This window comes from Streptomyces sp. R11, from assembly GCF_041051905.1.
Taxonomy (GTDB): domain Bacteria; phylum Actinomycetota; class Actinomycetes; order Streptomycetales; family Streptomycetaceae; genus Streptomyces.
The window spans coordinates 6,686,219-6,708,341 of record NZ_CP163432.1; the positions used below are offsets into that span (position 1 = coordinate 6,686,219).

Here is a 22,123-nt window from a genome sequence, read left to right on the forward strand (position 1 = left end):
CCCGGGCGGCCTCGCTGCGGGCGACCCGAGCTGGCGGTCGGCCAACGGGCAAGCGGGCAACAGCACTTGACAGTAAGACGGCGTGACGGTCACGAGATGATCGCCCAAGTGTGTGAGCCGTGTAACTGATTGGTCTTGCCTGTGGTTGAGTGACAGGCTGACGATAGAGTGTTTGCAGCGCTCAAGCGTGCGAAGCTCCTCCGGGTACCCGTGCTGGTTTCCCGGATAACGACGACATGGGGGAAGGTTCATCATGGCCGGCCAGTTCCGGGTAACAGAGGACGAACTCACCAAGCTCTCCGGCGACATCAGCACCGCGAACGGTCAGCTGCAGGGCGAGATCCGCCGCCTCAACGGAGTGATCGACCAGATCGCCGGCGGCTGGAAGGGCCAGGCGGCCCAGTCCTACCGCCAGCTGCAGGATCGTTGGAACGCGGACGCGAAGAGGATGAGCGACATCCTCAACGACATCAAGGAAGCCGTGGACTCCACGCGGAGCAACTACTCCGCCTCGGAAGAGCAGCAGAACGCGGAGATCAGCAAGATCATGTCCGACTTCGGCTGATAGAGCCGTTTCAGTCGGTATATCTCTGCTGTTTCTGCTGTTCAAGACTCCACAGACTTCCTCCGATTCTTCCTGAAAGGGAATGACGATGTCGATCCTCGTCAATTACGCAACCATCACCAATGCGTCCACCGACGTGAAGTCCACCGCCGGTCGCATCAAGCAGCAGCTCGACGACCTCGAGGCCGCGGTCAAGCGTGTCGCCAGCACCTGGGAAGGTGAGGCGCAGGAGGGCTACCAGCGCAAGCAGCGCGAGTGGGACAAGACCGCCCAGGACCTGCACGCGACCCTGCTGAAGATCTCGACGGCCCTGCAGAGCGCCGCCGAGAGCTACCAGGCCACTGAGAAGAGCAACGCCAACACGTGGGGCTGAGCCCGGCGGCGGCCCAAGGGGCATGAGATGAAGAGAATCGGCCCAGCCGACGCCACGGCGTTCGCTGGGCCGACCTCTGCTTCGGGGTCGTACACAGCTTCTCCGGAACCGGACGGATCCGCTTCGGATGAGCACATGGCAAATCCCGCGAACATTCACACTCACCGCAACACCCGTGACACACACATGACCCAGCTTCGAAGGAAGCAAGGAAGCCCTGGGGGCCTGAACATGAGGGGCCTGAACGTGGCGGGCCGCACAGTCCGCACGCGTAGCCGCAACAGTGGAACCCGCGCACTGCAGCGGGTTCTCGGCGTGCTCGCGGTGACGGGGATCTGCGTGGCGTCGGCGCCGGCCGCCCTGCCGGCATCGACGGACACGACGACGCCCACCCTGCTCGCGGACTCGGGTGACTCCGCCTCGGGCGGCTCCGGCTCCTCCGACGCCCCCGAGTTCGGCCTGTCGGCCAGCACGGAATGCGTCTTCGGCGGCAACGTCATCAAGTCCACGCCCTGGTCACTCCAGCGGATCCTTTTGGACCAGCTGTGGGAACAGGCGACGGGCAAGGGCGTCAAGGTTGCGGTGATCGATACGGGCGTCGACAGCTCGAACAAGCAACTGAGCGGTGCCGTATCAGGCGGTAAGTCCTACGTCGGCGGTTCCGCCACCAAGGACATCGAGGGCCACGGCACCCGGGTCGCCGGCATCATCGGTGCCCGCCCGCTCAAAGGCACGGGCTTTGTGGGTATCGCGCCGGACGCCGAGATCCTCTCCTACCGCTACACGGGCGGAGAGGGGGAGAAGCAGGGCAACTCGGGGACGATGTCCCAGGCGATCGCTGCCGCGGTGGCTGCGGGCGCGAAGATCATCAACATCTCCTCGGACACCGCGAACAAGGAAGACAACGAGGGTCTGCGGCGAGCCGTGGCCAACGCGGTGAACGCCGGAGCCTTGATCGTCGCTGCCGCCGGCAATGACGGAGCCGACGGCAAGTTCGCGAACACCTACCCGGCCGCCTACCCGGGCGTCCTGGCGGTGGCAGCCTCCGACCGCAACGACGAACGCGCCTTCTTCTCACAGGCGGGCGACATGGTAGACGTCGCGGCACCTGGCGTCGGCATGGTCTCCACGGTTCCGGAGGGCGGCCAGTGCACGGCCGACGGCACGAGCTTCGCAGCCCCGTACGTCGCGGGCGTCGCGGCCCTCCTGAAGCAGAAGTACCCGGACTGGAACGCGGCCCAGATCGCCACCCGCATCGAGCAAACGGCTCAGCGTCCGGGGCGGGGTCCCAACCAGTTCATCGGCTGGGGAGTGGTCGATCCGGTAGCCGCGTTGTCGGAGACATCGACACCGGGTACGTCCCCGACCCCGGATCCGCCGGTGAAGGCAGGTTCGGGCGGAGTCATCCCCATGGCAGTGACCATGGGGGAGACCGAGGCGGAGCGGGAACGCCGGGTAGCCATCTATGTGTTGGGCACGGGGCTGGCTCTTGCGCTGGTGGTTGCGGGGAGCGGGGTTGCTGTGCGGGACTGGCGTAGTCGGAGGGTCGGCCGGGCCGATGCGTCCACCGGCCGACTTGGGCGATGACTGGGCACCGAGTGGGTGCTGACAACTTGAGGAACAGGGGAGAGGACAACGGGGTATGAGTAACGGGATGCGGGTTGACCTGAGCGCGATGGATGAGGTCATCCGGAAGCTCTGGACGTTGCTGGACGATATGGATAAGGCCGGGCAGACGTCGCGGTATAACACGGAGATCCCGATGGATGCGTTCGGGAACTCGTGCCTGTTCTTGGAGGCTGGCGACCTGCAGCAAGCGCACAAGACCATGAAGACCGATCTTGAGAACGTAATCAAGAGCCTGCATGGTCTAATCGACAGGTTCGGCACGAGCACCTCCAAGGTCAAGGACAAGTACACCGAGCAGGAGTACGCGAACAAGAACCAAATGGGTGGTGACACGGGGGGCTCGAACGGCTCGTATGCAAAGTAGTCCGATCGAGAATCACCTATTAGAGGGAGGAGTTCAAAATGGCCGGTGACAAAGATCTGCCGAAGCCTGAGATCGTGAATGACACGTGCGTTGCGGACCCTGGGCGTCCTCAGACCAAGACCCAGTTCATCGACTACTCGTTGAAGGAACTCAAGCAGATGCTTGAGGGCACCAACCCCGGGGCGATCGAGGAGGTCGGCCGCCACTGGGGCAAGGTCAACGAGCTTCTTTCCGGTGGCGAGGGTGGCGGTATCGCCGGGCTGCTCGACAAGGCAGTCGACAATGTCCTTGAGCATTGGGAAGGGGAAGCTGCCCGGAGTTTTGAGAAGAAGGCCCGGGAAATCTCCCAGAGCATCAGGAATGCAGCCTGGCATGCCGATCTGAACGGCTCCCAGATGACTGACGCGGGTTCGCAGCTGCGCAGGTTTAAGGCGCAGCTGGATGAAATCGAAGAGCCCAGCGGCTGGGCCAAGGTCGGTGACGCTCTCAGTGACTGGAAATGGGACAATGGTGAAGCAGTCGCCAGCGATCTCCAGGACCGGAAGCTGACCGCTAAAGAAGTAGCGGAAATCAACGAGGGCAAGATCGGGGCAAGCCGAGAAGCCCAGCTCAATGGTGTCGCTGTTATGGAGAACCTCGGTGCTCAGTACATGCGCATCTCGGGGAACCTACAGCGGAATCGGGTGGTCGAAAATCCCGATGGCACCGTCAAGGAGCCAACTCGCGATGTGGAATACCCGCCGCCGGTTGTCCCCTCCGGTGCCGGTGCGTCTCGACCCGGAGCCTCGGGTTCAGCTAGTAAGCCGTGGAGCGCAGGCCCGACCACGAGTGTCAAGCCAGCACCGAACGTGCCCCGTGATCAAGGCATCACCGGAGGCGCGCAACTCCCGACCTCCAAGACGAAGGTGGATAGCATCTCTCCCGGGCTGACCGGGCCCGGTGCTGGCACTGGGACTGGTAGCCCCAGTGTCGGTGGGGGCGGTGTCGGGACCGGCGGGCCTCAGGGCTCGGGCTTCGTGGCCCCTGGCGGAGGGGCTGGCGTCGGACGCGGTACGGCCGGGCGCGGCGGTATCGGCGTTGCAGGCGGCCGCGGAGGTGTGGCCGGTGGCGGTGCGGCAGCAGGCCGTGGTGCCGGAGGCCGCGCAGGCATGGGTGGCATGGGGGGCGGCGCAGGCGCGGGCGCCGGCCGAGGCGGAGCAGGCGCTGGCGGTCGTGGCGCCCTGGCGAGGTCCCGCGGCGGTGTGGTCGGCGCGGCCAAGGGGGTCACTGGCAAGGGTGCCGGTGGCGGTGCAGGCCTACATGGCAGCCGTGGTGGAACCCAGCGTGGCGCCATGGCGGGCGGAGCCGGCGGAATGGGCGGCCGTAATAGCCGACGATCCGAGGATGAGAACGGCAGGGGCGACCGTCCCGACTACCTGGTCGAGGACGAAGAGACCTGGATCTCGGAAGAGGACCGCAACCGGAACGTACCGCGGACCATCGAGTAAGCACGCGAGCGGGACGGACGGATAGTCGTCGTCTGCCCCACAGATGAAGGCTGGCGCACCCAGCCAACGCTGAGTGAGGAGCAAGGAATTGGGTTTCAATCGAGTCTGGTCCACGACAGGAGTCGTGGCGTTGACGGGAGCCTTGCTCCTCACTTCGGCGCCAGTGGCCTTCGCTGACTACGTCAGAGATCAGCAGTGGGCCTTGAACGCGTTCGCAGCAGAGGACGTTTGGGCTGAGTCCGAGGGGGCTGGCGTAACAGTTGCTGTTGTCGACTCTGGAGTGGATGGTGGCCATCCTGATCTGACCGGTCAGGTCCTTGAAGGTAAGGACTTTACCGATGGAGGGAACGCCCAAGAGGACATCCTTGGCCACGGAACAAAAATGGCAAGTCTTATCGCAGGCCATGGTCATGGTGCCGGAAATTCCTCTGGTGTGATCGGGCTCGCACCGAAGGCCAAGATTCTACCCTTGCGTACGCTTCAAACGAATTCTGATAGGAACCTTGATGAGACGTGGGGGGCCGCTGTTCGATACGCAGTGGATCATGGCGCAAAGGTAATCAACCTCTCCATTGCAAACGACGGCGGTAAGACTCTGAGTGCCGGTCGTGACGCGATCGCGTATGCGCAGGCTCATGACGTGGTAGTCGTGGCAGGCTCAGGCAATGATGGCTCTTCCACCGTGAGCGAGCCAGGTGCACTCCCTGGCATTATCTCTGTTGGTGCCATCGATGAAAAGGCCAACCTCTGGGAGGACTCGAATACCGGGAAGGGGCTAACGCTTACGGCTCCTGGTGCAGAAATCGTTGGTGCAAATCCGACGATGTCCAACGGCTATGGAGTGGGAAGCGGTACTTCAGATGCCACCGCCTACGTATCCGCTGCTGCCGCCCTGGTGCGCTCCAAGTACCCGGATCTCTCTGCCGGCCAAGTAGTCAACCGCCTGATCAAGACGGCCACCTTCGCACACCACAAGGGGTTGAAGGCGCCTGACGAGGAGTACGGCTACGGGATCGTTCGCCCCTACTCGGCGCTCACGATGGACATCCCCGCCGGCCCCAAGAAGAACCCTCTCGGCCAACTCACGTCCTCCACCTCGACCTCCAGCGAGGCGGCCAACGGGACCGACAAGTCGACGCAGGCCAAAAAGAAGAAGAAGTCCTCCTCCAGCAGCCTCCTCCTTGTCGCCGGTGGCGTCGCAGTCGTCGTGGTCATCGGCGCCATCGCCTTCGTGGTACTCCGCAACCGTCGCAACGGAGGCAACGGAGGCCCCGGTTCCGGTGGCGGAGGGTCGCAGTACCCCGGCTACCCGTCAGCCCAGCAGCCGTACCCGGGTCCCGCTTCGAACCAGGGATACCCTGCCTCCCCGGGGCAGGCCCCGCAGCATCCCGGCCCGTACACTCAGCAGCCCCCGCAGCAGGGGCGCTAAGGGGCAAGCCTTTCTCGTCCGTGGCAGTTAGAGGCGCATCCGGTTCACGCGAAAGGGTGCGCCTACCACAGAGGCGGAACCAAACGATCTGGCCTCATTCTCTCCGGATCGGACAGACGTGAAACCCGGAGTTTTCGGATACGAATTCTCGGTCCGTTGCCGACGCGAGGTGACGTCGAGAAATGCGATGTCGTCCGGTAATTCGCATGGCTCACGGCGCTGGTGCTCATCGGCACCCACGGGCCTTGTGAAGTTGCTGGGGTACCGTGACGACAACCGTGCTTTGAAAAAATTGGGGCGCGGTCACGCTGCCCGAACGCTGCTGCTGTGTCTCGCAGGAACGTCGATTCCGCAGTGACCTGGAAGTCAAGTAGGAGAAGGGGTTCCCATCGATGGGTGCCATCGTCGTCGTAGTCGGCGTTCTCGGCCTTGGAGCCGTAGTCGGCGCCATAGTCGTCTTCGTAGTGCTACGCAGTCGCCGCAACTCGGCTCCCGGCCAGGTGAATTACGGTGCCGGAGCTTCGCCCCAGCACATGGGATACCCGCCGCAGCAGCCGGCCTACCCGCCTGCTCAGCCGCCTTACCCCTCGGCTCCCCAGCAGGGACAGCCCACTCCTCCGGGACAGGCGCCTCAGTACCCCAACCCCTACACGCAACAACCCCCGTATCAGGGTCAGTAGACAGTAGACAGCGGAGCCCGTCCTCAATCGAGAAGGGCTGCGGGCGAGCTGACGCAGCAGTAGGCCGTGGCCCTGACGCGAGGACGCCGCCGTACTCAGCCGAGTGGCTTTTAGCCGTGCGCACCGTAATGTTCGGTTCGTTCTCCAAGGGCCCAACAATCCCCGCCTGTTTGGCAGCGGCCGGAGGCTGTGCGCAGGCCTGGGCGCGTATCGGGTCCCCTCTCCCTGAGTCCGCGGGGGTGCGCGAAGGGGTGGTCGCTCTCCTCGCCGCGATCATGACATCGACGAACGCGGGGGCGCTGGTGAACCACGCCCGCCGCGCGGAATTCGCCCGACCTGCACCAGCAGCAGCGGTACAGGTATGAGGCATTCGGCCACAAGGCCACCCCCCGCTCCCGGCCGCTCTGCACTCAGTTGCTTTGCCGCCAGCGGGGTCACTAGTCGGTGTTCCTCCCGTTTGGTCCAAGTGCGCCAATGGGCTTCAGGGTGAAGTGGTCGGTTAGCTCCGGATTTCTCTACGGCAGTAAGTCACGAGCTGCATCCGAGGTTCGAGTCGCCGGAGCGACGGCCCGGAGGCCGTGATCAAATAAAGCCAATCATGGTCGGCGGATCGCCGTCGCCATTCAAGTACGGGACAAACGAGGGGACTTATGAGCGGGGGATTCGATGTCGAGGGCGACGCCTTGCGCAAGTACGCGAAGGCTGTCGAGGCCGCAGCCGGCCGGGTCGACAGCATTCGGAGCCGTACACAGCAGCTGGAGCTCACCCAGGAGACCTTCGGGAAGCTGCCCCAGTCGGACGAGTTGAAGGCCGACTACGACACGCAGCGCAAGGAGTCCGGCAACGACCTCACCGACGCGGTCGACACGCTGTACGCGATAGCCGACGCGCTCAAGGACTCCGCGGCGGCCTACGACGGAACGGAGATGCATAACCGGGGCATGATGGGCGGGGGCAACTGATGGGCGCCGGACAGGTCGCCGGCGATGCCCTGAGCCGGATCAACTTCGTCCTGGACTGGAGCAACCCGCTCGCAGGTGTTCTCGACGAGATCATCCGGGGCATCCTCGAGCAGTTCAACCTGGACGAACTCCTCGAGCAGGTCAGCGGAGACAACGAGCTGCTCGCCGAGACCGCGATCCAGTGGCGCAAGTCCGCCAATGACCTACGAGGTGTGGTCGAGGACCTGGTCGCCGACCGCCGGGCGCTGGCCACCCAGTGGCAGGGAGAGGCGTTCGGGAAGTTCGACGGCATGATGACCGAGTTCGAGGAAGCCCTCATGGGCGAGGCCTCGGACATGGACACCATGGCCGAACTCCTTGAGATGGCGGCTCAGGAGTGCGCGGCTGCCGAACAGCTGATGCTCGACCTCATCGTGGAAATCGTGGAGGTCGCGCTCGCGGCCGCCGCTACCACGGCCATCCTCTCGCTCCTGACGGCAGGCGCCGCGGCCGCCATCGGTCCGCTCATCGCGGCTGCGGGCATCGCCCACAGGGCCGCGAGGGCCGTGAGGATCACCGCCAAACTGGCGGACGCCCTGGCCGACATCGCCAAGCGCATGCAACTGCTGCGTAAGATGATGAAGCTCCGGAATGCGCTGCGTAAGGGCCCCAAGCACTTCAAGGGCGGCCTCGGACGTTTCGTTCGCGGTACGAAGAAGCGCGACGAGTTGGGCAACGAAGTCACCGTGCGCAATCCCAACGACCTTGCCATGTATGTGGGCTACAAGGTCGTCAAGAAGGGTGTGAAGGGCGTCGTCAAGGACGTCATCGGCGCGGATCCGGCCGGAGCGGTCCAGGAGAGTCTTCTGGAGGACGGGCCGGGGGTTGCGGAGGAGCGCTACGAGTACCATCAGCGCCCCGATCCGCAGAGTCTCCGTGAGCGTACGGACGTAACTCCTTCGAGTGCGACAAGGACAGTAAGGGACGATTTCGGGTGAGCAGGACCGAGCGCGGCCGGGAGACGGTCGAGCGGGCAAGAGCGCTGGTGCCGGCGGGTGAGGTACTACGTGCGGATCACGGGGTCTCATTGGCCGAGAGAGCACCGATGCCCGGTTATTTCCGCCGCCCGCGCGCTCTGCGATCCGAGCGACGCACGCTCGGGAGCTGGGCCATGCTCCCCGTGTTCTGGTTCGCACGACTCTACGAGATCACCTGGAATCCGATCGAGGCGGTCGTCGAAGCGTTCACGGAGCGTGAGCCGAAGAAGCCGGGCAAACCGTTTAACGGCGGCTGGAACAGCATGGCCGGCCATCTGGCCCGCGCCGTGCTGCCTCGGACCAAGAACAACAGGGCTGTGATGCTGCAGGTCACCGACCGCCGGCTGCAGATTGTCTACGTGTCACAGGCCCGTTCCTTCACTGGCAATCCTGGTCCGGCCGAGGTGGGATGGGCCACGGATCTTCACAACGTGACCTGCATCCGTGACCGCAGCGATGTGGTGGGCGGCGACCATGAGATCGCTTTTGTCGACGGTTCGTGGTGCTCGATCCACTTCGGCGGCAAGGGCTGGAGCGGGATGTCGGACGCGTTCCCGCTCCGGTTGAGTCACCTTGACCCGCTTCCGTATCAGAGATGAGCGCACCGTCGTGAGCTCCGACGTGAAGTGAACCCGCCCGGGACCGGCTCGATCGGTCCCGGGCGGTGCTGTCCTTCGACGGGTGAGGGAGCGTCAGGAAGGCCGCCCCGCGATCCGGACTGCTATCCGAAGTCCGCCCTCACGTGATCGGCAGCGCTACGCCCCTGCTCGTCTCCGTCGCCCGGGGAGGGGGCGCCCCCGGCTCCGCTGGACACCGTCAGATCGTGTGCGGTCTTCGACAACAACGAGACGTAGAAGGGGAGATCGGGCAGGGAGGGTGTGGTGAGGCTCAGGACGAGGAGTCGTTGCATCCGGGGGAGCGGAAGGTACACGTCCGCCCTGGCCAGTGGCAGGGAGGGAGCCGTTGCATCGGAGGGGTCAGACTGCCACTCGATGCCGCACAGGACGAGAACACCTGGCCCTGCCGGGACGCGGAACTCCTCGACCGTGTTGTTGTCGTTCGCGGAGAGCGCCTCGAAGAGGCCGCGCACCGACAGTTCCGCGTCAGGTTCGTCCAGCGGGTCGAGGCGGGCCAGCAGTGACGCGGTGGTGAGGCGGCCGTCCGGGGTCTCGTCCAGGCAGAAGCCGGCGTAGAAGGAGTTCTCGGCGAGTGCGTGGTCGGCCATCTCGCGGTAGGAGTGGAAGGTGACCTCGCGCTGAAAATCGGTGCCGTGCGGCCAGACCTCCTCGGCGATGGACCAGAGTTGCTCCTGGCGCTCCTCGTCGTCCAGGTCGAGTCCCAGTGAGTGAAACCCACCGGGAACGTCCAAGTGCAGCTCGGTGGTCGCGGCGGACATCAAAGCGTCTTCCTGTGGGTTGGCCGCAGACTCACGCCGCGACGTAGATCTGTAGGTACGTCCAGGGCGAGGTGGTGCCTGTGCGCCAGGCGGGTCAGCGCACTGACCGGGGTCCCTCGGAACTCACGGGGATGCAGCGCGACGCCCTTCACGCGTGCGCCGTCAGGCATGGGGGCCAGGGTGACGAAGTGGTAGATCGTCGTGCGCCAGCCGAATTGCTGGCGCTCGATCTCTGCGGCGAGCCGGGCGAACTCCCTGTCCAGGTGTGCCTCGTGCTTGGCCGGGTTGCGAGAGAGGCGGAGTGCCAACTTGCTGGGCGAGAGGAACCGGGCGGGAGCGTTGAGGAGCCGCATCAGATCGTCCTCATGGCCATCTCCGAAGATGACCACGAGCAGCCAGACGAGTTTGGCGACGAACTCCACCGGGATGAGCACCCACTGCAGCACGAACCACAGCAGAAGTCCCAGTCTCGAAGGGAATGGAAGGACCGCGTCCGCGACCGACTCGGAGTGCGGAGTGGCTGCCATGGCTATTCCCCCGTCACGCTGTCGTAAATGCCGCTGACAGTGCCCGGCACCTGCATCGCGAGTTGCGGGCCCTTCGACCACCACGAGGTCGGGTCCACGGTTCCGTCGGCACGTATCGCTGCTTGCAGGGAATCAAGGTTCCTGAGCCCTGGAGTGTTCGCGACAATGGTGTTCAGCCCGGTCTCGCCCATCGAGGCACCCATGTTCTTGGCCACCGAATTCTCCCAGGCGAGCTTCACCTTGTTCGCGGCGCCTTGTGCCTCGAAGATCTGGCCCTCGGCGCCGCGGAGGATGCGGTTCCCCGCCCGGCCGAAGTCTTCCGCTGTTGCGACTCCGTCATCCACGAGCTTTCCCAGCCGAGCGGCCCTTGCCGCGCCGTCGACGGATGTCACCAGCTCTCCGGCCTTCTCCGCGCGCACCACGACCTTCGCCGTGCCGGTGATGGCTGTCTTGGCGAAACCCGCGCCCGGAACGACGCCGAGGGCGTCGCCCGCCAGGTCCATCAGCCCGATATCCGCACCACCGATCTTGGCTGCTCCATGAGCCAGGAGCGCGCCCGCCGAAAACCCCGCACTCGCCAGCGCGAGAGCCCCGGACAGCGGCGGACACCACAGGGTCAGCAGTGCCAGGACACCGAGGACGGCGGAGATGTTGCTCAGCCAGTCACCGATGCTCTTCAGGAGGTCCTTGTGCCGGGCACACCACTCCTGGATGGCGTGCCCGAGCTTCTGGAACTGGTCGCCAAGTCGCTCCCAGAACCCCGGATCGGGCGCGTTCTCGGTCGCCTTGCGTAGCTGACCCGCGACGCCCCGGGCCTGAGACTGGTGCTCCTCGAGCAGCCGCTCAGCCTTCTTGACGATTTCCTCGAGCTCGCGCTCGGCCTGGTCAAGCCGCACGGAGGCTGTCGACAGGTCGCCATCGGCCTGCTGCAGCCGGGCGCTCGCCGCGTCGATCCTTGCTTGTGCGTCCTGCAGAGCGGGGCCGGTGAAGTACTGGCCACTGAGACGGAACGCGGGATCGGAGGCTGCCTGGTTGTAGCGGCTCGTCGCCGTGTCCTTGGCCTTTTCCGCGGAGCCGACCTGCCCCTTGGCTTCCTTGGCCTGCGACTCGTACGTTCGGGCTGTGTTCTGGTAGTCGGCCAGCGCCGCGCGCCACTTCGTCAGCTCCGACGACGCCGTACTCATCGCCTCTTGGCTGTCCTTCAGGTAGCGGGGGAGTTCCCCGACCTTCTTCGAGAACGCCGAGGCGGCGTCTCCAGCCCAAGTGACGTTCCCAGTCAGGCGCTTGATGCTGTTCTGCGCGTTGTCGAGTGCGGCTGCTGCCTTCCTGGTGCGGGCGGCCAGCGAATCCACGTTGCCGGGGTTGCCCGGTGCCGGATCGAAGCCGAGGGCGGGGTACGAGTCGCTGCTCACTGCGTGCCACCCTTCCCGGCGAAGCCGTCACGCAGGGCCGTCTCGACGTCCCGGTAGGTGTCGCGGGTCTTCTTCAGTCCGTCCTCGATGGCCTGCGTACCCTCGGCGATCTTCGTGATCGCGTCGTCCCAGCTGTCGTGGAACTCGTCGCAGGCGTTGTCGAGTTCCTTGCTCCCCGTGGTCTTCGGACCGGTGTCACGCAGAGCGTTGAGCGCGGAACGCATCTCGTCCTGACTCCGGTGGAGTTCCCTGACCAACGTGTCCAGCTCGGATATGTCTACCTTGAAGCCCGCTCCCATGGCGCCGGCATCCCCCTGTCTTGCAAAGGCGCAGGTCAACTTGCTGTCGCCACACGCTACCCAATGGGTCTGTGAGAGCAGATCGAGGGTTTGCGCGTTCGCAGAACCTTCACGACTCCATGTCAGCGGGTACGGGAGTCGTGGCCGAAGCGGACAACTACCTTTGCAGCACTGGAACGTGGTACCTCGCCGCCGCAGGGCCCGCCCGGTGGTGCGCCTCTGCGTTAGCGAACGCCATAAGGTGTCTCGTGACTGAACGGGGATGATGCGCTTGAGGGGGCGGGAGTTGCTCCTGTGCTGAGCTCAGAGGCGTAACCCGGTTGCAGGGCAGCCGAGGGAGTGGACCTCCGTCGCACGTGATCGAGCCGCGCATCATGCCCCTCACCGGCAGACGTGTGAGGAAACCCATGTCCTATCCGCCGCCGCCCGCAAACCCGGGCAGCGCCAACCCGTATGGGCAGCCGCCCCAGCAAGTGGGGTGGCAGCAACAGCCACAGCAACAGGGGTGGCAGGGGCAGGTCCCAATGCCGCCCCCTTCTCCAGGAATGCCGCCGGCGGTTGCCCCTGCTCCCTCCGGCGGGGTGCGCGCACAGCTCGTATCGTGATTGGTTCGCTCCTTGGCCTGTTCGGTGTCCTCGCACTCGTGGGAGGCGGGGCACTCGCGGCGCATGCTTACAGCAACAGCCAGCAGACGCCGGCCAATCCCGAGTACGGAGAGGCGATCTGGTCGGACGAACCCGCCGACAGCATCTTTCCGGACACCCTTGGCGGCCGTGACGGGCGCCTTGGAGATCTCACCAACCCCAAGTACGCGTACTGGCGTCGGCTCGGCATCTCCCCTGAAACGTCCTGTGGCAAGGGACTGACGGCGAAGGCGCTTGCGAGCGCGGAGCAGTTGGGATGCAAGGCCGTGCTGCGCGCGACGTATGTCGACCCGACCGGGGACGTGGTGGCAAACGATCGCACTCGTGGTGTTGCCCGGAGACATCTCGAAGAAGGTGGAGCTCGCTCAGGCCTGCGAGGGCATGGAGAACGAGGGGGCGGTGGCTCCATTGGCAGTGCGGGGCACTCCGGCCGCCGAGTGGAAGAAGTTCGGGCGAAACGGGTCGGCGCTGGACGCAACTGCCGGCGAACACCTGCCCTACGCCGTCGCTGCCACCGTGGGTGCTGTCAACGGGCGACTTGCCGGCAATCTGCCGGGCGACTGGGCGGAAGACGAAGTTGAAGTGATGACCGACCGGGAGTCCTGGTACGCCGAGGCGGAAATCCTGGTCAGGATGTTCCGACTTCACTTGGATGATCTCCAGCTCGGGGGTGCGGAGTCGTGACCAACCGACGTATGAGGACGGCCGTCGTCGGCGCTGCACTGACCGGTCTCATCTGTGCACTGCCCATGGCCGCCGCACATGCCGCCACCACGCCCTTGGGGTGGGAAGGCGAGGCCCTCGGCCTTTCAGCAGCGCAGCAGCTCAGTCAGGGCGAAGGCGTCACCGTGGCTGTCCTGGACAGCGGAGTGGTGGCTGACCACCCTGCGGTCAAGGGGCGGGTGACCACCGGCCCCGACTACCGCAAGGACACGGGCAGATCGACGCCGGCTCCGCTGTGAAGGCTGCGGCCTCGCCGCCGGACGACAAGACGGTGCCGGTGAAATACGAGGGCAAGGAACACTTCGCCTCCCCTGTGGGTACGCCCCGGACGACCCATCCGGCGATGGAGCAGGAAGTGTGGCTCACCGGTTTGGGCGCCGCCGGTGTGGGGCTCCTGATGTTGATTGGTGGGCTGCTTCTGGTGTTGCTGGGGCGGCGCAGGACTGGCGGCGGTGCACCGGCCACCGTTCCTCCGTCGGGACCGTTCCAGGTCTGACTCTCATGGTGGGGCTCGTGGCAGTCCCTCTGTGCCGGCGAAGCTCCCTGAGGCGGTTGTTGCCGATTCGCATCGGGACCATCGCCTCGGGGAGCCACCTGGGTGCGACGTAAGGTCCAAGCTCGGGTCACACGAAGAACGTCACCAGCAAGCTGACGACAAACCCGACCACCCCCACCGCGATCATCACGAACACGGTGCCGAGCAGGCGCCGGCTCGCGGCCTCCCTCGCGCGGCGGAAGTCGGAGATGCCCCCGAAGGCGAAGCCGGTGGTGATGCCGAGGATCCCGATGCCGAGGGGGACGAGGGCGCCGAACCACCATGCGCAGCCGACGGCGATGGCGCCGACCCAGCCGTGGTCCTGCTGGTAGGAGGTGTCGCCGGTCTTGAAGGCGTCGAGGACGTCGCCGCGCTGGTACAGGGCGTCGCTTCTGAGTTCGGCGTTGAGGTCCTTGGTGCTGCCGTCGGCGGTGGTGAAAGTGCCGTAGCACCACTTGGTCTTGGTCCCCTTCCGCGAACTGCTGGAGGTGCTCGACGAGCTCGAGCGGTACTTGTAGTCGACGGTGCAGGTCTCCACGGTGAGCTTGCCCGGTTTGGCGGTGGCGTACGAGTACGGGCCGAGGTAGGCGCCGAGGGCCAGGAGGACGACGCTCACGAGGATGAGGCCCGCGCCGATGAGGCGGCCGAGGCCCGCGCGCCCTTCCGGGGTGGCGTTCGTCGGTGCGTTCCCGTGCAGCTGTGCCATTGGGGGTGACTCCTCAGAGTGCGGAAGAGTATGGATACGGGCATCACAGGGCGAATGCGCACACGAGTGCTGTCAGGACGCCCAGGGCGAACAGACCGCCCAGGAGGGGACCGGTGATGGTCCGGGCCGGCAAGGAGTTCCAGGAGGCCGCGAAGCCGGGGCCGTTGCGGGAGCCGAAGCCGGTGAGGAGGCAGTGGATGCCGAACGACAGCAAGGAGAGGCAGAGCGCGAGAATCGCGGCGTCGTCTCCGGGGTCACGGTCCTGCGGCCGCTCGAAAGTGCCGTCCACTTGTACGACCGGGATTTTCGCACCGGATTCGAAACGCGACGAAGTGTCCACTTCTACATTTTGGTAAGTGGTCCCGCCTTGTTGAGCCGTCCAGTTCCCGGTGCAACTGAAACGGAGTTCTGGCGAACGCCGATGCGTGCCGTAGTGGGTCTTCGTGTGCGTCTCACATGAAGAAATCGTGAGGGTCCCCGCGGTGCCGTCGCCGTCCAGTTCACTGCGCAGTTCCGGAATGGTCACCGCGGCGACGGCCACGGCCGCGAGGAGCAGTCCAAATCCGAGGCGTCTTCCCGCCCACCGGGCCCCTGTACTGCTGTAACGCGGCTGAGCTGTCACCACTTTGGGCGTCCCTTTGAATTCCTTGACGATCTCTTGACCGGCCGACTTTCGGGTCGTGCGCGAGGAGTCTAAGCTATCCGCCTGTCGTGCAATATGACGTACAGCAAGGGGAGTTCGGGGGAGCGTCATGACGTTCGAAACCTTTAACGTGGACACGGATGTGCTCCGGCAGCAAGGGCAGCGATTCGCCACTCTCGGGGGTGATTTCGCGACCGCGTCCAAGCGGCTTCAGGGTGCCCTTGAAGGCATCGGGGAGCCTTGGGCGGATGCGGATTTCGGAGAAATCTTCGGGCAGGTCTACACGCCGATTCGTGACGGGATCTTCACGTCGATGGACAGCCTCGCGGAGCGGCTTCATCAGATCGGGCAGAACCTGCAGGACAACGCACGTGACTACGACGCATCGGACGCGTCGAACAGTGGCCTGCTGGACAGGATCTCCGGTCAACTCTAGGCGCATTCGGGACTATTGACATGTCGCTCACACTTCCCGGCGAGCTCGTCTGGGTGCTCGACCTCCTCGGCTACAGCTGGCCCGAGGCCGATGAGGAAGCGCTGCATCAGGTCGCCGAGGCCTGGCGGGCTTTCGGCAAGGAGCTCGAAGAGATCCAGGCGCAGGGCGAGGGCTTCGCCCGCACCGTCGTCTCCAGCAGTTTCGGTACCGCGATCGAGGGGTTCAGCAAGGACTGGGGCGCGTACACGGGCGCGAACGGCGAGGATCGCTACATCCCTGACGCGAGAACCGCGTGCGACGTGATCGCCCTGGCCTTCGACGTGGCCGCGGTGGCGGTCCTCACGGCGAAGTTGGCCGTGATCGTGCAGCTCATCGCCCTCGCGATGGAGATCATCGCCGCGCAGGCGGCGGCCCCCTTCACCTTCGGGCTGTCCGAGGTCGGCGCACTGGGCGCCACGCAGGCCACGCGCTTGATCGTCCGGGAACTGCTGGACCGCCTCAAGAAGGAGGTCATGGAGGCGATCACCAAGGCCATGGAGCACGTCACCATGGACGCCCTCAAGAAGGTGGCCAAGAAGGTCGTCAAGGAGCAGGTCAAGCAGTTCGTCCAGGAGCGGGTGGTCGACGCCGCCAAGGACAAGGCCCGCGAGGCCGCCGTCGGAATGGCGCAGAACCTCGGTCAGCAGGGCATCGAGGCCTACTTCGACGCACGGTCCGGCATCGATCTCGGAGAGACGACGGACGTCGCCAAGACGGCAGTCGGCGACTATGTGGACGGCCTCAAGAACGAGGTCACCGGAGGAGAGGGGTCGGCACTCGCCGGCTACGCGGATCCGGCCACGTATGTGGGCCACGCGAAGGAGACCGTCAGCGGGGCGGTCGGGGATCGGGCGCAGCACGGGGTCGATGCGTTGGCCCGGCATGGGGCCGGTTCCGGGGACGCCAACACCACGTCGGTGTCCGAGGGGGCGGCGGCCAGTACCGCCGCGCCCAGTACTGCCGCAGCGGGTTCCGGTTCCACCGGTACTTCTGCTGACACCGGTACTTCAGGGTCCCCCAACCCGTCGGGGCGTGCGGATGACTGGGCTCGCAACGAGTTCGGATGACGTGTCGCGGACATCACCGCTCGTGGCGAGCGGCTCTCAAGCGCCGCGCCCCGGTGCGTTGCATTCGCGGGCGACGAGCAGGGCAATAACGGCGGCGGCCGGCGCGTTCCGGGTCCAGGACTGTGAGGGACGTTTCGGGTGAGTGCACGGGACGTAGCCGTGAGACGGTTCGTGGTGCTCGGTCCACTTCGGCGGTCAGGGCTGGAGCCGTATTGCCTCGGCGTTCCCGGGCCGGTTGAGGCACTTCGAATCGGTTCCGCGCCGAGAGTGAGCAAGGAAGTGATCATGAACAGGTGCCGCACCTGCCAAATCTGCGAAGCGGGCATTGCGTAGAGGCAGGATGAATTCGGCGAACTGGAGAATTCGGGGCATAGGTAATCCGGCCATGGTGAATGATCAAGTTCGCAAACCCAGTAGCCTCTCGAAGACCAACAAGCTCCCGCCCTCCTCGAGTTGAAACCGAACACCCGGTTGCTGCGGCGACCGTGTGTTGAAGCGTTCGCAGATGCGTTGGTAGGTTCACGCCGGTCGAGACACGCCGACCCTCCCCGATGAGGTATCTCTTGGACAGCGCCGCGAACAATTCCGACAAGCGCGTAGACGACTCCGAGTTTCTGGAGATGACCCAGCAGGACGCCGCGCAGGCCAAGATCCTGCGGCAGTCCCTGGAGCATCTCGCCTCGGGGCTGGGAGGCGCTGCGCTCAAGGAGATGGCTCAGGAGGTCCTCTCCGGACGTATGGGGCTGCGCGAGGCGGCCGATGTGTCGGCGTACGCCGAGGAGGCGGTGCAGCAGTCGGCGCCGCTGGCCGAGAAGTGGGCCTCCATGTCCGACAGCGAGCGTGAGGCGCTCGCCGCTGACGGGGAGCGCCGGCTCGAGGAGGAACGGCGGCAGCTCGATGACGAGCGGCGTACGGAGTCGGAGAACCGCTCGGGCACGAAATCGCGTCACGACGGGCACGGCTGGTCCTTGTACTGATGGTCCTTGTCCTGATGGTCCTTGTACCGATCCTTGTATGAGCTGATCCAGGCGATGGGGGAGATGTGAGCTTTCGAGTAGAACCCGGTGCGATCGACGGCTTCTCGAAGCTGGTGGGACGCGCCGCGGACGGCAGTGCGCAGGCTGTCTCGTACACCGGCACCCATGCACAGATCGAGAAGTCGGTCGGTGGTGAGGCCTGGGATCTGGTCGCGGGTGACCACGATCAGTATGTGAGCGAGGCCAAGAAGGCTCTGGAGAAGGTCAAGAGCCTGCTGGAGTCGTCCGAGAAGGAGCTGACCGGCACCGCCAAGTACTACCGGGAAACGGACAGCGGCGAGGCGGCCAAACTCGACGCCACCTACCCCGGTTCCAAGGTGTCGGACGGCAGTTCCGGGGGTGACGCGCACGACTTCTCCGACGCCAGCGACGCCACGGACACGCTGAAGCCGCCCGGTGATCCCAGTAACCCCATCGTCAAGTACGCGTCGGGCCACGCGGACGAGTACAAGATGAATCCCGTGCAGAAGACGCTCGGCAGCGTCCTCGACCTGGGCAGCCCCTCGGCGATGGCCGTGGAGGCGTCCAAGCTGCTCTTCGACTTCGACCCCTTCGGCGTCTGCACGAACTGGGTTTTCGGGGACTGGAACAAGTACAACGACTGCTCCGACGTATGGGGCAACCTCGCGTCGTTCTGCGACTCGGTGTCCGCGAATGTGCGCAAGGGCACCCAGAACGTGGGTGTGACCTGGGACGGCAATGCCGCGAACGCTGCCAGCGTGTATTTCGACGAGTTCACCAAGAAGCTCGACGAGATCAAGGAGACCTTCAAGTCCCTGCAGCAGTGTTATGCGCAGGCGGCGCAGATGGCGTTCCAGTTCGCGGAGTTTCTGAAGTCGTTCTTGGTGATGTTCTGCGATCTGCTCGTCATCTGGCTGGTCAACCTGCTCGCGGCGCAGGCAGTCAACGCCATTCCCGTCGGCGGGCAGGCCGCCTCGATTGCCATGTTCGCCCTGGCCGCGGCACAGGCCATCCGGCTCATGCAGATGTGGGCCGAAGCGGCCAAGACCTTCGACACCTTCGCGTCGGCGCTGGCCGCGCTCGGGGTGGTCATGTCGGCGGCCGTCAACGGGTTCTCGGCGGCGGACGGGTTTCCGCAGGTGGGTACCGGTGGGTACGACCATGCCGCGGTATGAGGGTGAGTAGGCCTGGCAGGGCATGAGCGGGCATGAGTGGCATGAGGGTGTGAGCGGTTTGGGCGCCAGGAGTCGCAGGAGTAGCGGGAAAAGCAGGAGTACGAGGAGAGAGCGGTCCGGGTCATGAGTTTCTTCGGTGGGGCCGGCGACCTTGAGCTCTTCCTTTCTCGGAGCCAGGTCCTGAGCGTCAGTTCGGTGCCCGTCTGCCTGGGCGCCATGGTCTTCTTCATCACGGAGGAGGGCTGGCACTTCAGCCTGCTCCTGTGTTGCGTCCTGCCGCTGATCGCCGCCTACCTGGGCGTCCGGGGCAAGCGGGAGATCCGTGCGGGCCTGGCCGCGGCGGGGCTTGCTCTCGCCGTCGCCACGCTGCCGTTGTCGTTCGTATTGGCGTCGCTTGAGGGGGCGTAGCGCGAACGAACTCCGCGGCGTCTGGGGCGGTTTGACGCCCTGTCGCGCCATCCGTTGGACCACTCCGGCGGGCCACCGGTCGTCACCGCTAAGCTGCACTGCCATGACTACGGGTAGCGGTGGAGCGGCCAACAGGCCTGAAGGGACGGGCGGGCAGCCGCTTTCCAGCGGTTCTTCCGGGGTGAGCGCGGACGACCTGCGGGCGCAGTTCGATGCCCAGGGCAGATCGGGGCTCGTGGAGGAGCGGCGGCGTGACGCGCGGCAGGCGCGAGGGAAGTACGCGGTGTTCGCCGGGTTGGTCGCCGTCGTATGCCTTGCCCTGATCGTCGTGCGCCTCGGTCAGGGTGACGCGTTGGGCGTCTGGGTCGCCACGTACGGCGTGGGGGTGGCCCTCGGTGGATGGGGCTTCGTGCTCGCGCGGGCCGGTCACACGCGCTGGGCGATGATGGTCGCGTGCATCGGAGCAGCGCTCGCGGGCCTCGGCGACAGCCCGGCGTTTCGCTGAGGCAGGCAGGCAGGCCGGCGTGAGTCGACATCGGCTCGCGCCAGACCGGACCAGGCTGCCGACCGGGGCCGGGGCATCAGGTGATGGCCAGGACCGGTACCTGATGCGATGTCACACCTGTCGGCGCCTGCTGCCGATGAGGTAGGCGAGGCCCCAGGCGGCGGCCGCGGCGAGCACCAGGCCGAGCGGGGAGAACCAGTCGACGGCGTCGGCCGATTCGTCGGTCCACCAGGCTTTGGCCGGCCAGAAGGGTTCGTACCTCACCATGTCCCAGACAGCACTGGGCGAATCCGCGTCGGCGAAGACGAGCGGGATGGCGTTGGTGTAGCCGAAGAACGCGCCGAGCGCGGCGATGATGGCGCCACTGATCCAAGCGCCGTTGTTGCGGTGAGCCACCGTGCCGATCAGAAAGCCGACTATCGCTCCGTTGATCAGCGCGTGCCCCAGGTAGAGGGTGTTGGCCGTCGTGAGCGACAGGTCCTTGTACGTGGCCAGGATGAGACCGCTGTAGAGCATCGACACGATGACCGACACGAAGAAGCCGAGGAAGACCGCGCCCACCGGGTGACCGCTTGCGTTCGGCCGCTGCCCGAAGGGGGGTGCTGCCTGGAACTGCGGTGCCTGGTGCATCGGATACGTGGATTGCATCGGTTGCATCGGCTGCATCGACGGCTGTCCCGGCGCCGGGGGCGCCCCGGGGTACATCGGGGGCTGGCCGGGGGCGGGCGGCGGGCCGAACCCCTGGGGCTGCTGCTGCGGGGGCGGCGGGGCGGGCTGAGCGTATGGGTTGTTGGGGTCCTGAGGGGGTTGCGGCGGTTGCGGTGGCGGTTGGAACGGTGGCTGGCTCATTGAAGTCCCACTGAGTGAATAGGCAAGAACAGCAAGTTATCAGTGTGATCAGGAGGGGGCCGTCGGGGTTGGGGCGGGCGGCGTGAAGGGCGCTCAGGGGACAGAGGGGAGAGCGGCGAGCAGCAACCGGAACTCTCCCCGAGGGTTTCACGCCGGCCCGTGCACACAGGGCGGGCGTCAGATGGGCAAGGCCCCCTTGAAGCGGGAGTTCGGTACGTCGGGGTGGGTGGTTGCGAGCCAGCCATGGCCGTGGGTGCTGGACGCCGGCATGCGGCCGGGCTCGACCGAGAGCATGTCGGCTGCCGTCAGGGCGTAAGGAACACCTTCTGCGTATTCCTCCGCCTCGTCCTCGTCCGCGTCTTCCCTGTACTCCACCTCGAAGGGCAGTGGTTCTCCCCGGAACCGCGGGAGGTCGTAGCTGCCGAAGCTTCGGACCCGGTGACCTTCGCGGGCGACGTACCAGTTCTCGGCGGAGTTGTAGGGGTCGATGACGTAGAAGTGAGCCTCACCGCATCGCTCGCTGAGTTTGTCGGCCAGTGTGAAGCCGTCGAGCTGATCGATGAACGAATTGCCCCACAGCATCCGCCAGTTCTGGATCGGCACTTCGGAGAGCCAGGTCTCGAACGCCGGCGTGATGAACACCCGGTACGCGGTCCGAGCCTTTCCCTGGGAACTCTGGAACTCGAGGGAGTCGGTGGCTTGGGTGGCGGCAGCCACGCCCATGATCGTGGTGGCCGGCCGAAGATCGTGCAGGCCGAGAGCGGCTACGGCGTCGTCGACTCGCTCCGCCGGGAAGGCGAGCCAGCGACCGGCCTCCGACGGGACCCTCACCGGGAGTTCGTTCTTGAGCTTGACCCGCACGAGCCGCTCCACGGCACTCCGGTCACCCTCGTCCAGGTACTCGGCGCCACCCAGGTCGACCAGTACCTTCAGGGCGTTGCTGCGCAGACCCCCGGGACCGTGGCTCCGGATCTCCCGCAGGCGTGGCAATGCCTCGTCGCCCAGCCTCTGCAGGACGGACTCGGCACTCCATTTCAGCCGGGATGAACCGTCCACTCCCACATGGGGCAGCAGACTGTCGACCGCCTGCATGCCGAGGGCGACCAGACCGTCCTCCGCGGCCTGCCGCACGCTCCGATCATCGTCGGAGAGGTCCCGTACAAGAGCGTTGATGGTGTCTGGCATGACGCACAGCCTAGTTGTGGTGCGTGGCGGGCTGGTAAGGGCGTTGGCGGACAGTCATTCCATGGGTGTGT

26 protein-coding genes are annotated in these 22,123 nt (G+C 65.6%); 18 read left to right on the forward strand and 8 right to left on the reverse strand.

The annotated features are described in order from the left end of the window. Nucleotides 1–253 precede the first annotated feature (253 nt). The 9 genes from AB5J55_RS30900 (at nt 254) to AB5J55_RS30940 (ending at nt 9,104) form a co-directional block, all read left to right on the forward strand. Entirely contained in the window at nt 254–565 is a 312-nt protein-coding gene (locus tag AB5J55_RS30900) for a WXG100 family type VII secretion target (RefSeq protein ID WP_328422753.1), read from the forward strand. An 82-nt stretch (nt 566–647) separates the two neighbouring features. Further along, nucleotides 648–938 carry a WXG100 family type VII secretion target gene (locus AB5J55_RS30905; protein WP_328422751.1) on the forward strand — a complete coding sequence of 97 codons (291 nt, stop codon included), beginning with the start codon at nt 648–650 and terminating at the stop codon, nt 936–938. A gap of 246 nt (nt 939–1,184) precedes the next feature. Then, on the forward strand, nt 1,185–2,525 hold the full coding sequence (mycP, locus tag AB5J55_RS30910; RefSeq protein WP_369273760.1) for a type VII secretion-associated serine protease mycosin: 1,341 nt from the start codon (nt 1,185–1,187) through the stop codon (nt 2,523–2,525). Between the two features lie 88 nt (nt 2,526–2,613). Then, entirely contained in the window at nt 2,614–2,931 is a 318-nt protein-coding gene (locus AB5J55_RS30915; protein ID WP_369273761.1) for a hypothetical protein, read from the forward strand. Nucleotides 2,932–2,969: 38 nt separating this feature from the next. Then, nucleotides 2,970–4,418 (forward strand): hypothetical protein, encoded by a 1,449-nt coding sequence (locus tag AB5J55_RS30920; RefSeq protein WP_369273762.1) that lies wholly within the window; start codon nt 2,970–2,972, stop codon nt 4,416–4,418. A gap of 124 nt (nt 4,419–4,542) precedes the next feature. Further along, complete coding sequence (gene mycP / locus AB5J55_RS30925) at nt 4,543–5,847, forward strand: type VII secretion-associated serine protease mycosin (RefSeq protein ID WP_369273763.1); 1,305 nt, start codon at nt 4,543–4,545, stop codon at nt 5,845–5,847. A 1,330-nt stretch (nt 5,848–7,177) separates the two neighbouring features. Next, nucleotides 7,178–7,489 carry a type VII secretion target gene (locus tag AB5J55_RS30930; protein ID WP_363032302.1) on the forward strand — a complete coding sequence of 104 codons (312 nt, stop codon included), beginning with the start codon at nt 7,178–7,180 and terminating at the stop codon, nt 7,487–7,489. Beyond that, nucleotides 7,489–8,466: a WXG100 family type VII secretion target gene (locus AB5J55_RS30935; RefSeq protein ID WP_369273764.1), complete on the forward strand. Its 978-nt coding sequence runs from the start codon at nt 7,489–7,491 to the stop codon at nt 8,464–8,466. Before AB5J55_RS30930 ends, AB5J55_RS30935 begins: the two co-directional genes overlap by 1 nt. A gap of 173 nt (nt 8,467–8,639) precedes the next feature. Then, on the forward strand, nt 8,640–9,104 hold the full coding sequence (locus AB5J55_RS30940; RefSeq protein ID WP_369273765.1) for a hypothetical protein: 465 nt from the start codon (nt 8,640–8,642) through the stop codon (nt 9,102–9,104). Between the two features lie 122 nt (nt 9,105–9,226). On the opposite strand, the gene AB5J55_RS30945 is transcribed toward AB5J55_RS30940, so the two are convergent. Genes AB5J55_RS30945 through AB5J55_RS30960 form a run of 4 tightly spaced genes read right to left on the reverse strand, consistent with a single transcriptional unit; the run spans nt 9,227 to nt 12,139 of the window. Beyond that, nucleotides 9,227–9,901 carry a hypothetical protein gene (locus tag AB5J55_RS30945; protein ID WP_369273766.1) on the reverse strand — a complete coding sequence of 225 codons (675 nt, stop codon included), beginning with the start codon at nt 9,899–9,901 and terminating at the stop codon, nt 9,227–9,229. Then, on the reverse strand, nt 9,901–10,428 hold the full coding sequence (locus tag AB5J55_RS30950; protein WP_369273767.1) for a hypothetical protein: 528 nt from the start codon (nt 10,426–10,428) through the stop codon (nt 9,901–9,903). The genes AB5J55_RS30945 and AB5J55_RS30950 overlap by 1 nt, the downstream gene beginning before the upstream one ends. 2 nt (nt 10,429–10,430) lie before the next feature. Then, the gene (locus tag AB5J55_RS30955; protein ID WP_369273768.1) at nt 10,431–11,840 is read right to left on the reverse strand and encodes a putative T7SS-secreted protein; all 1,410 of its coding nucleotides are present in this window, start codon (nt 11,838–11,840) and stop codon (nt 10,431–10,433) included. Further along, the gene (locus AB5J55_RS30960) at nt 11,837–12,139 is read right to left on the reverse strand and encodes a WXG100 family type VII secretion target (protein WP_369273769.1); all 303 of its coding nucleotides are present in this window, start codon (nt 12,137–12,139) and stop codon (nt 11,837–11,839) included. Before AB5J55_RS30960 ends, AB5J55_RS30955 begins: the two co-directional genes overlap by 4 nt. 968 nt (nt 12,140–13,107) lie before the next feature. Between AB5J55_RS30960 and AB5J55_RS30965 the strand changes: the two genes are divergently transcribed. Genes AB5J55_RS30965 through AB5J55_RS30975 form a run of 3 tightly spaced genes read left to right on the forward strand, consistent with a single transcriptional unit; the run spans nt 13,108 to nt 14,002 of the window. Beyond that, nucleotides 13,108–13,467, forward strand: coding sequence for a hypothetical protein (locus AB5J55_RS30965; protein ID WP_369273770.1), 360 nt, complete (start codon nt 13,108–13,110; stop codon nt 13,465–13,467). Continuing rightward, complete coding sequence (locus tag AB5J55_RS30970; protein WP_369273771.1) at nt 13,464–13,745, forward strand: hypothetical protein; 282 nt, start codon at nt 13,464–13,466, stop codon at nt 13,743–13,745. The genes AB5J55_RS30965 and AB5J55_RS30970 overlap by 4 nt, the downstream gene beginning before the upstream one ends. Further along, nucleotides 13,742–14,002 carry a hypothetical protein gene (locus AB5J55_RS30975; RefSeq protein WP_369273772.1) on the forward strand — a complete coding sequence of 87 codons (261 nt, stop codon included), beginning with the start codon at nt 13,742–13,744 and terminating at the stop codon, nt 14,000–14,002. Before AB5J55_RS30970 ends, AB5J55_RS30975 begins: the two co-directional genes overlap by 4 nt. A 127-nt stretch (nt 14,003–14,129) precedes the next feature. On the opposite strand, the gene AB5J55_RS30980 is transcribed toward AB5J55_RS30975, so the two are convergent. Both AB5J55_RS30980 and AB5J55_RS30985 read right to left on the reverse strand, forming a co-directional pair. Beyond that, complete coding sequence (locus AB5J55_RS30980) at nt 14,130–14,747, reverse strand: hypothetical protein (RefSeq protein WP_369273773.1); 618 nt, start codon at nt 14,745–14,747, stop codon at nt 14,130–14,132. Between the two features lie 43 nt (nt 14,748–14,790). Then, nucleotides 14,791–15,288 (reverse strand): hypothetical protein, encoded by a 498-nt coding sequence (locus AB5J55_RS30985; protein ID WP_369273774.1) that lies wholly within the window; start codon nt 15,286–15,288, stop codon nt 14,791–14,793. 211 nt (nt 15,289–15,499) lie between these two features. Here AB5J55_RS30985 and AB5J55_RS30990 point away from each other — a divergent pair, with 211 nt between their 5' ends. From AB5J55_RS30990 to AB5J55_RS31015, 6 genes are all read left to right on the forward strand, one after another. After that, complete coding sequence (locus tag AB5J55_RS30990; protein ID WP_363032285.1) at nt 15,500–15,826, forward strand: hypothetical protein; 327 nt, start codon at nt 15,500–15,502, stop codon at nt 15,824–15,826. Between the two features lie 20 nt (nt 15,827–15,846). After that, the gene (locus tag AB5J55_RS30995; protein WP_369273775.1) at nt 15,847–16,932 is read left to right on the forward strand and encodes a PE-PGRS family protein; all 1,086 of its coding nucleotides are present in this window, start codon (nt 15,847–15,849) and stop codon (nt 16,930–16,932) included. A 563-nt stretch (nt 16,933–17,495) separates the two neighbouring features. Next, entirely contained in the window at nt 17,496–17,909 is a 414-nt protein-coding gene (locus AB5J55_RS31000; protein ID WP_369273776.1) for a hypothetical protein, read from the forward strand. Between the two features lie 65 nt (nt 17,910–17,974). Continuing rightward, a complete protein-coding gene (locus tag AB5J55_RS31005; protein ID WP_369273777.1) occupies nt 17,975–19,105 on the forward strand; it encodes a hypothetical protein in 1,131 nt (376 codons plus the stop codon). A 123-nt stretch (nt 19,106–19,228) separates the two neighbouring features. Next, nucleotides 19,229–19,513, forward strand: coding sequence for a hypothetical protein (locus AB5J55_RS31010; protein WP_365064189.1), 285 nt, complete (start codon nt 19,229–19,231; stop codon nt 19,511–19,513). Nucleotides 19,514–19,694: 181 nt separating this feature from the next. Further along, entirely contained in the window at nt 19,695–20,018 is a 324-nt protein-coding gene (locus AB5J55_RS31015; protein ID WP_369273778.1) for a hypothetical protein, read from the forward strand. A gap of 111 nt (nt 20,019–20,129) precedes the next feature. Here AB5J55_RS31015 and AB5J55_RS31020 read toward each other — a convergent pair whose 3' ends face one another. Both AB5J55_RS31020 and AB5J55_RS31025 read right to left on the reverse strand, forming a co-directional pair. Then, nucleotides 20,130–20,666 (reverse strand): hypothetical protein, encoded by a 537-nt coding sequence (locus AB5J55_RS31020; protein WP_363032274.1) that lies wholly within the window; start codon nt 20,664–20,666, stop codon nt 20,130–20,132. 378 nt (nt 20,667–21,044) lie between these two features. Continuing rightward, entirely contained in the window at nt 21,045–22,052 is a 1,008-nt protein-coding gene (locus AB5J55_RS31025; RefSeq protein ID WP_363032272.1) for a hypothetical protein, read from the reverse strand. Nucleotides 22,053–22,123: the final 71 nt, after the last annotated feature.

Excerpts from the sequence above, each read along its gene's own strand:
- AB5J55_RS30995 (WP_369273775.1), top strand. The coding sequence starts at position 15,847 with ATGTCGCTCACACTTCCCGGCGAGCTCGTCTGGGTGCTCGACCTCCTC.
- AB5J55_RS30930 (WP_363032302.1), top strand. The coding sequence starts at position 7,178 with ATGAGCGGGGGATTCGATGTCGAGGGCGACGCCTTGCGCAAGTACGCG.
- AB5J55_RS31020 (WP_363032274.1), bottom strand. The coding sequence starts at position 20,666 with ATGCAATCCACGTATCCGATGCACCAGGCACCGCAGTTCCAGGCAGCA.
- AB5J55_RS30900 (WP_328422753.1), top strand. The coding sequence starts at position 254 with ATGGCCGGCCAGTTCCGGGTAACAGAGGACGAACTCACCAAGCTCTCC.
- AB5J55_RS30960 (WP_369273769.1), bottom strand. The coding sequence starts at position 12,139 with ATGGGAGCGGGCTTCAAGGTAGACATATCCGAGCTGGACACGTTGGTC.
- AB5J55_RS30990 (WP_363032285.1), top strand. The coding sequence starts at position 15,500 with ATGACGTTCGAAACCTTTAACGTGGACACGGATGTGCTCCGGCAGCAA.
- AB5J55_RS30935 (WP_369273764.1), top strand. The coding sequence starts at position 7,489 with ATGGGCGCCGGACAGGTCGCCGGCGATGCCCTGAGCCGGATCAACTTC.
- AB5J55_RS30905 (WP_328422751.1), top strand. The coding sequence starts at position 648 with ATGACGATGTCGATCCTCGTCAATTACGCAACCATCACCAATGCGTCC.
- AB5J55_RS30915 (WP_369273761.1), top strand. The coding sequence starts at position 2,614 with ATGGATGAGGTCATCCGGAAGCTCTGGACGTTGCTGGACGATATGGAT.
- AB5J55_RS30945 (WP_369273766.1), bottom strand. The coding sequence starts at position 9,901 with ATGTCCGCCGCGACCACCGAGCTGCACTTGGACGTTCCCGGTGGGTTT.
- AB5J55_RS30920 (WP_369273762.1), top strand. The coding sequence starts at position 2,970 with ATGGCCGGTGACAAAGATCTGCCGAAGCCTGAGATCGTGAATGACACG.
- AB5J55_RS30940 (WP_369273765.1), top strand. The coding sequence starts at position 8,640 with ATGCTCCCCGTGTTCTGGTTCGCACGACTCTACGAGATCACCTGGAAT.
- AB5J55_RS30980 (WP_369273773.1), bottom strand. The coding sequence starts at position 14,747 with ATGGCACAGCTGCACGGGAACGCACCGACGAACGCCACCCCGGAAGGG.
- AB5J55_RS31010 (WP_365064189.1), top strand. The coding sequence starts at position 19,229 with ATGAGTTTCTTCGGTGGGGCCGGCGACCTTGAGCTCTTCCTTTCTCGG.
- AB5J55_RS30950 (WP_369273767.1), bottom strand. The coding sequence starts at position 10,428 with ATGGCAGCCACTCCGCACTCCGAGTCGGTCGCGGACGCGGTCCTTCCA.
- AB5J55_RS31025 (WP_363032272.1), bottom strand. The coding sequence starts at position 22,052 with ATGCCAGACACCATCAACGCTCTTGTACGGGACCTCTCCGACGATGAT.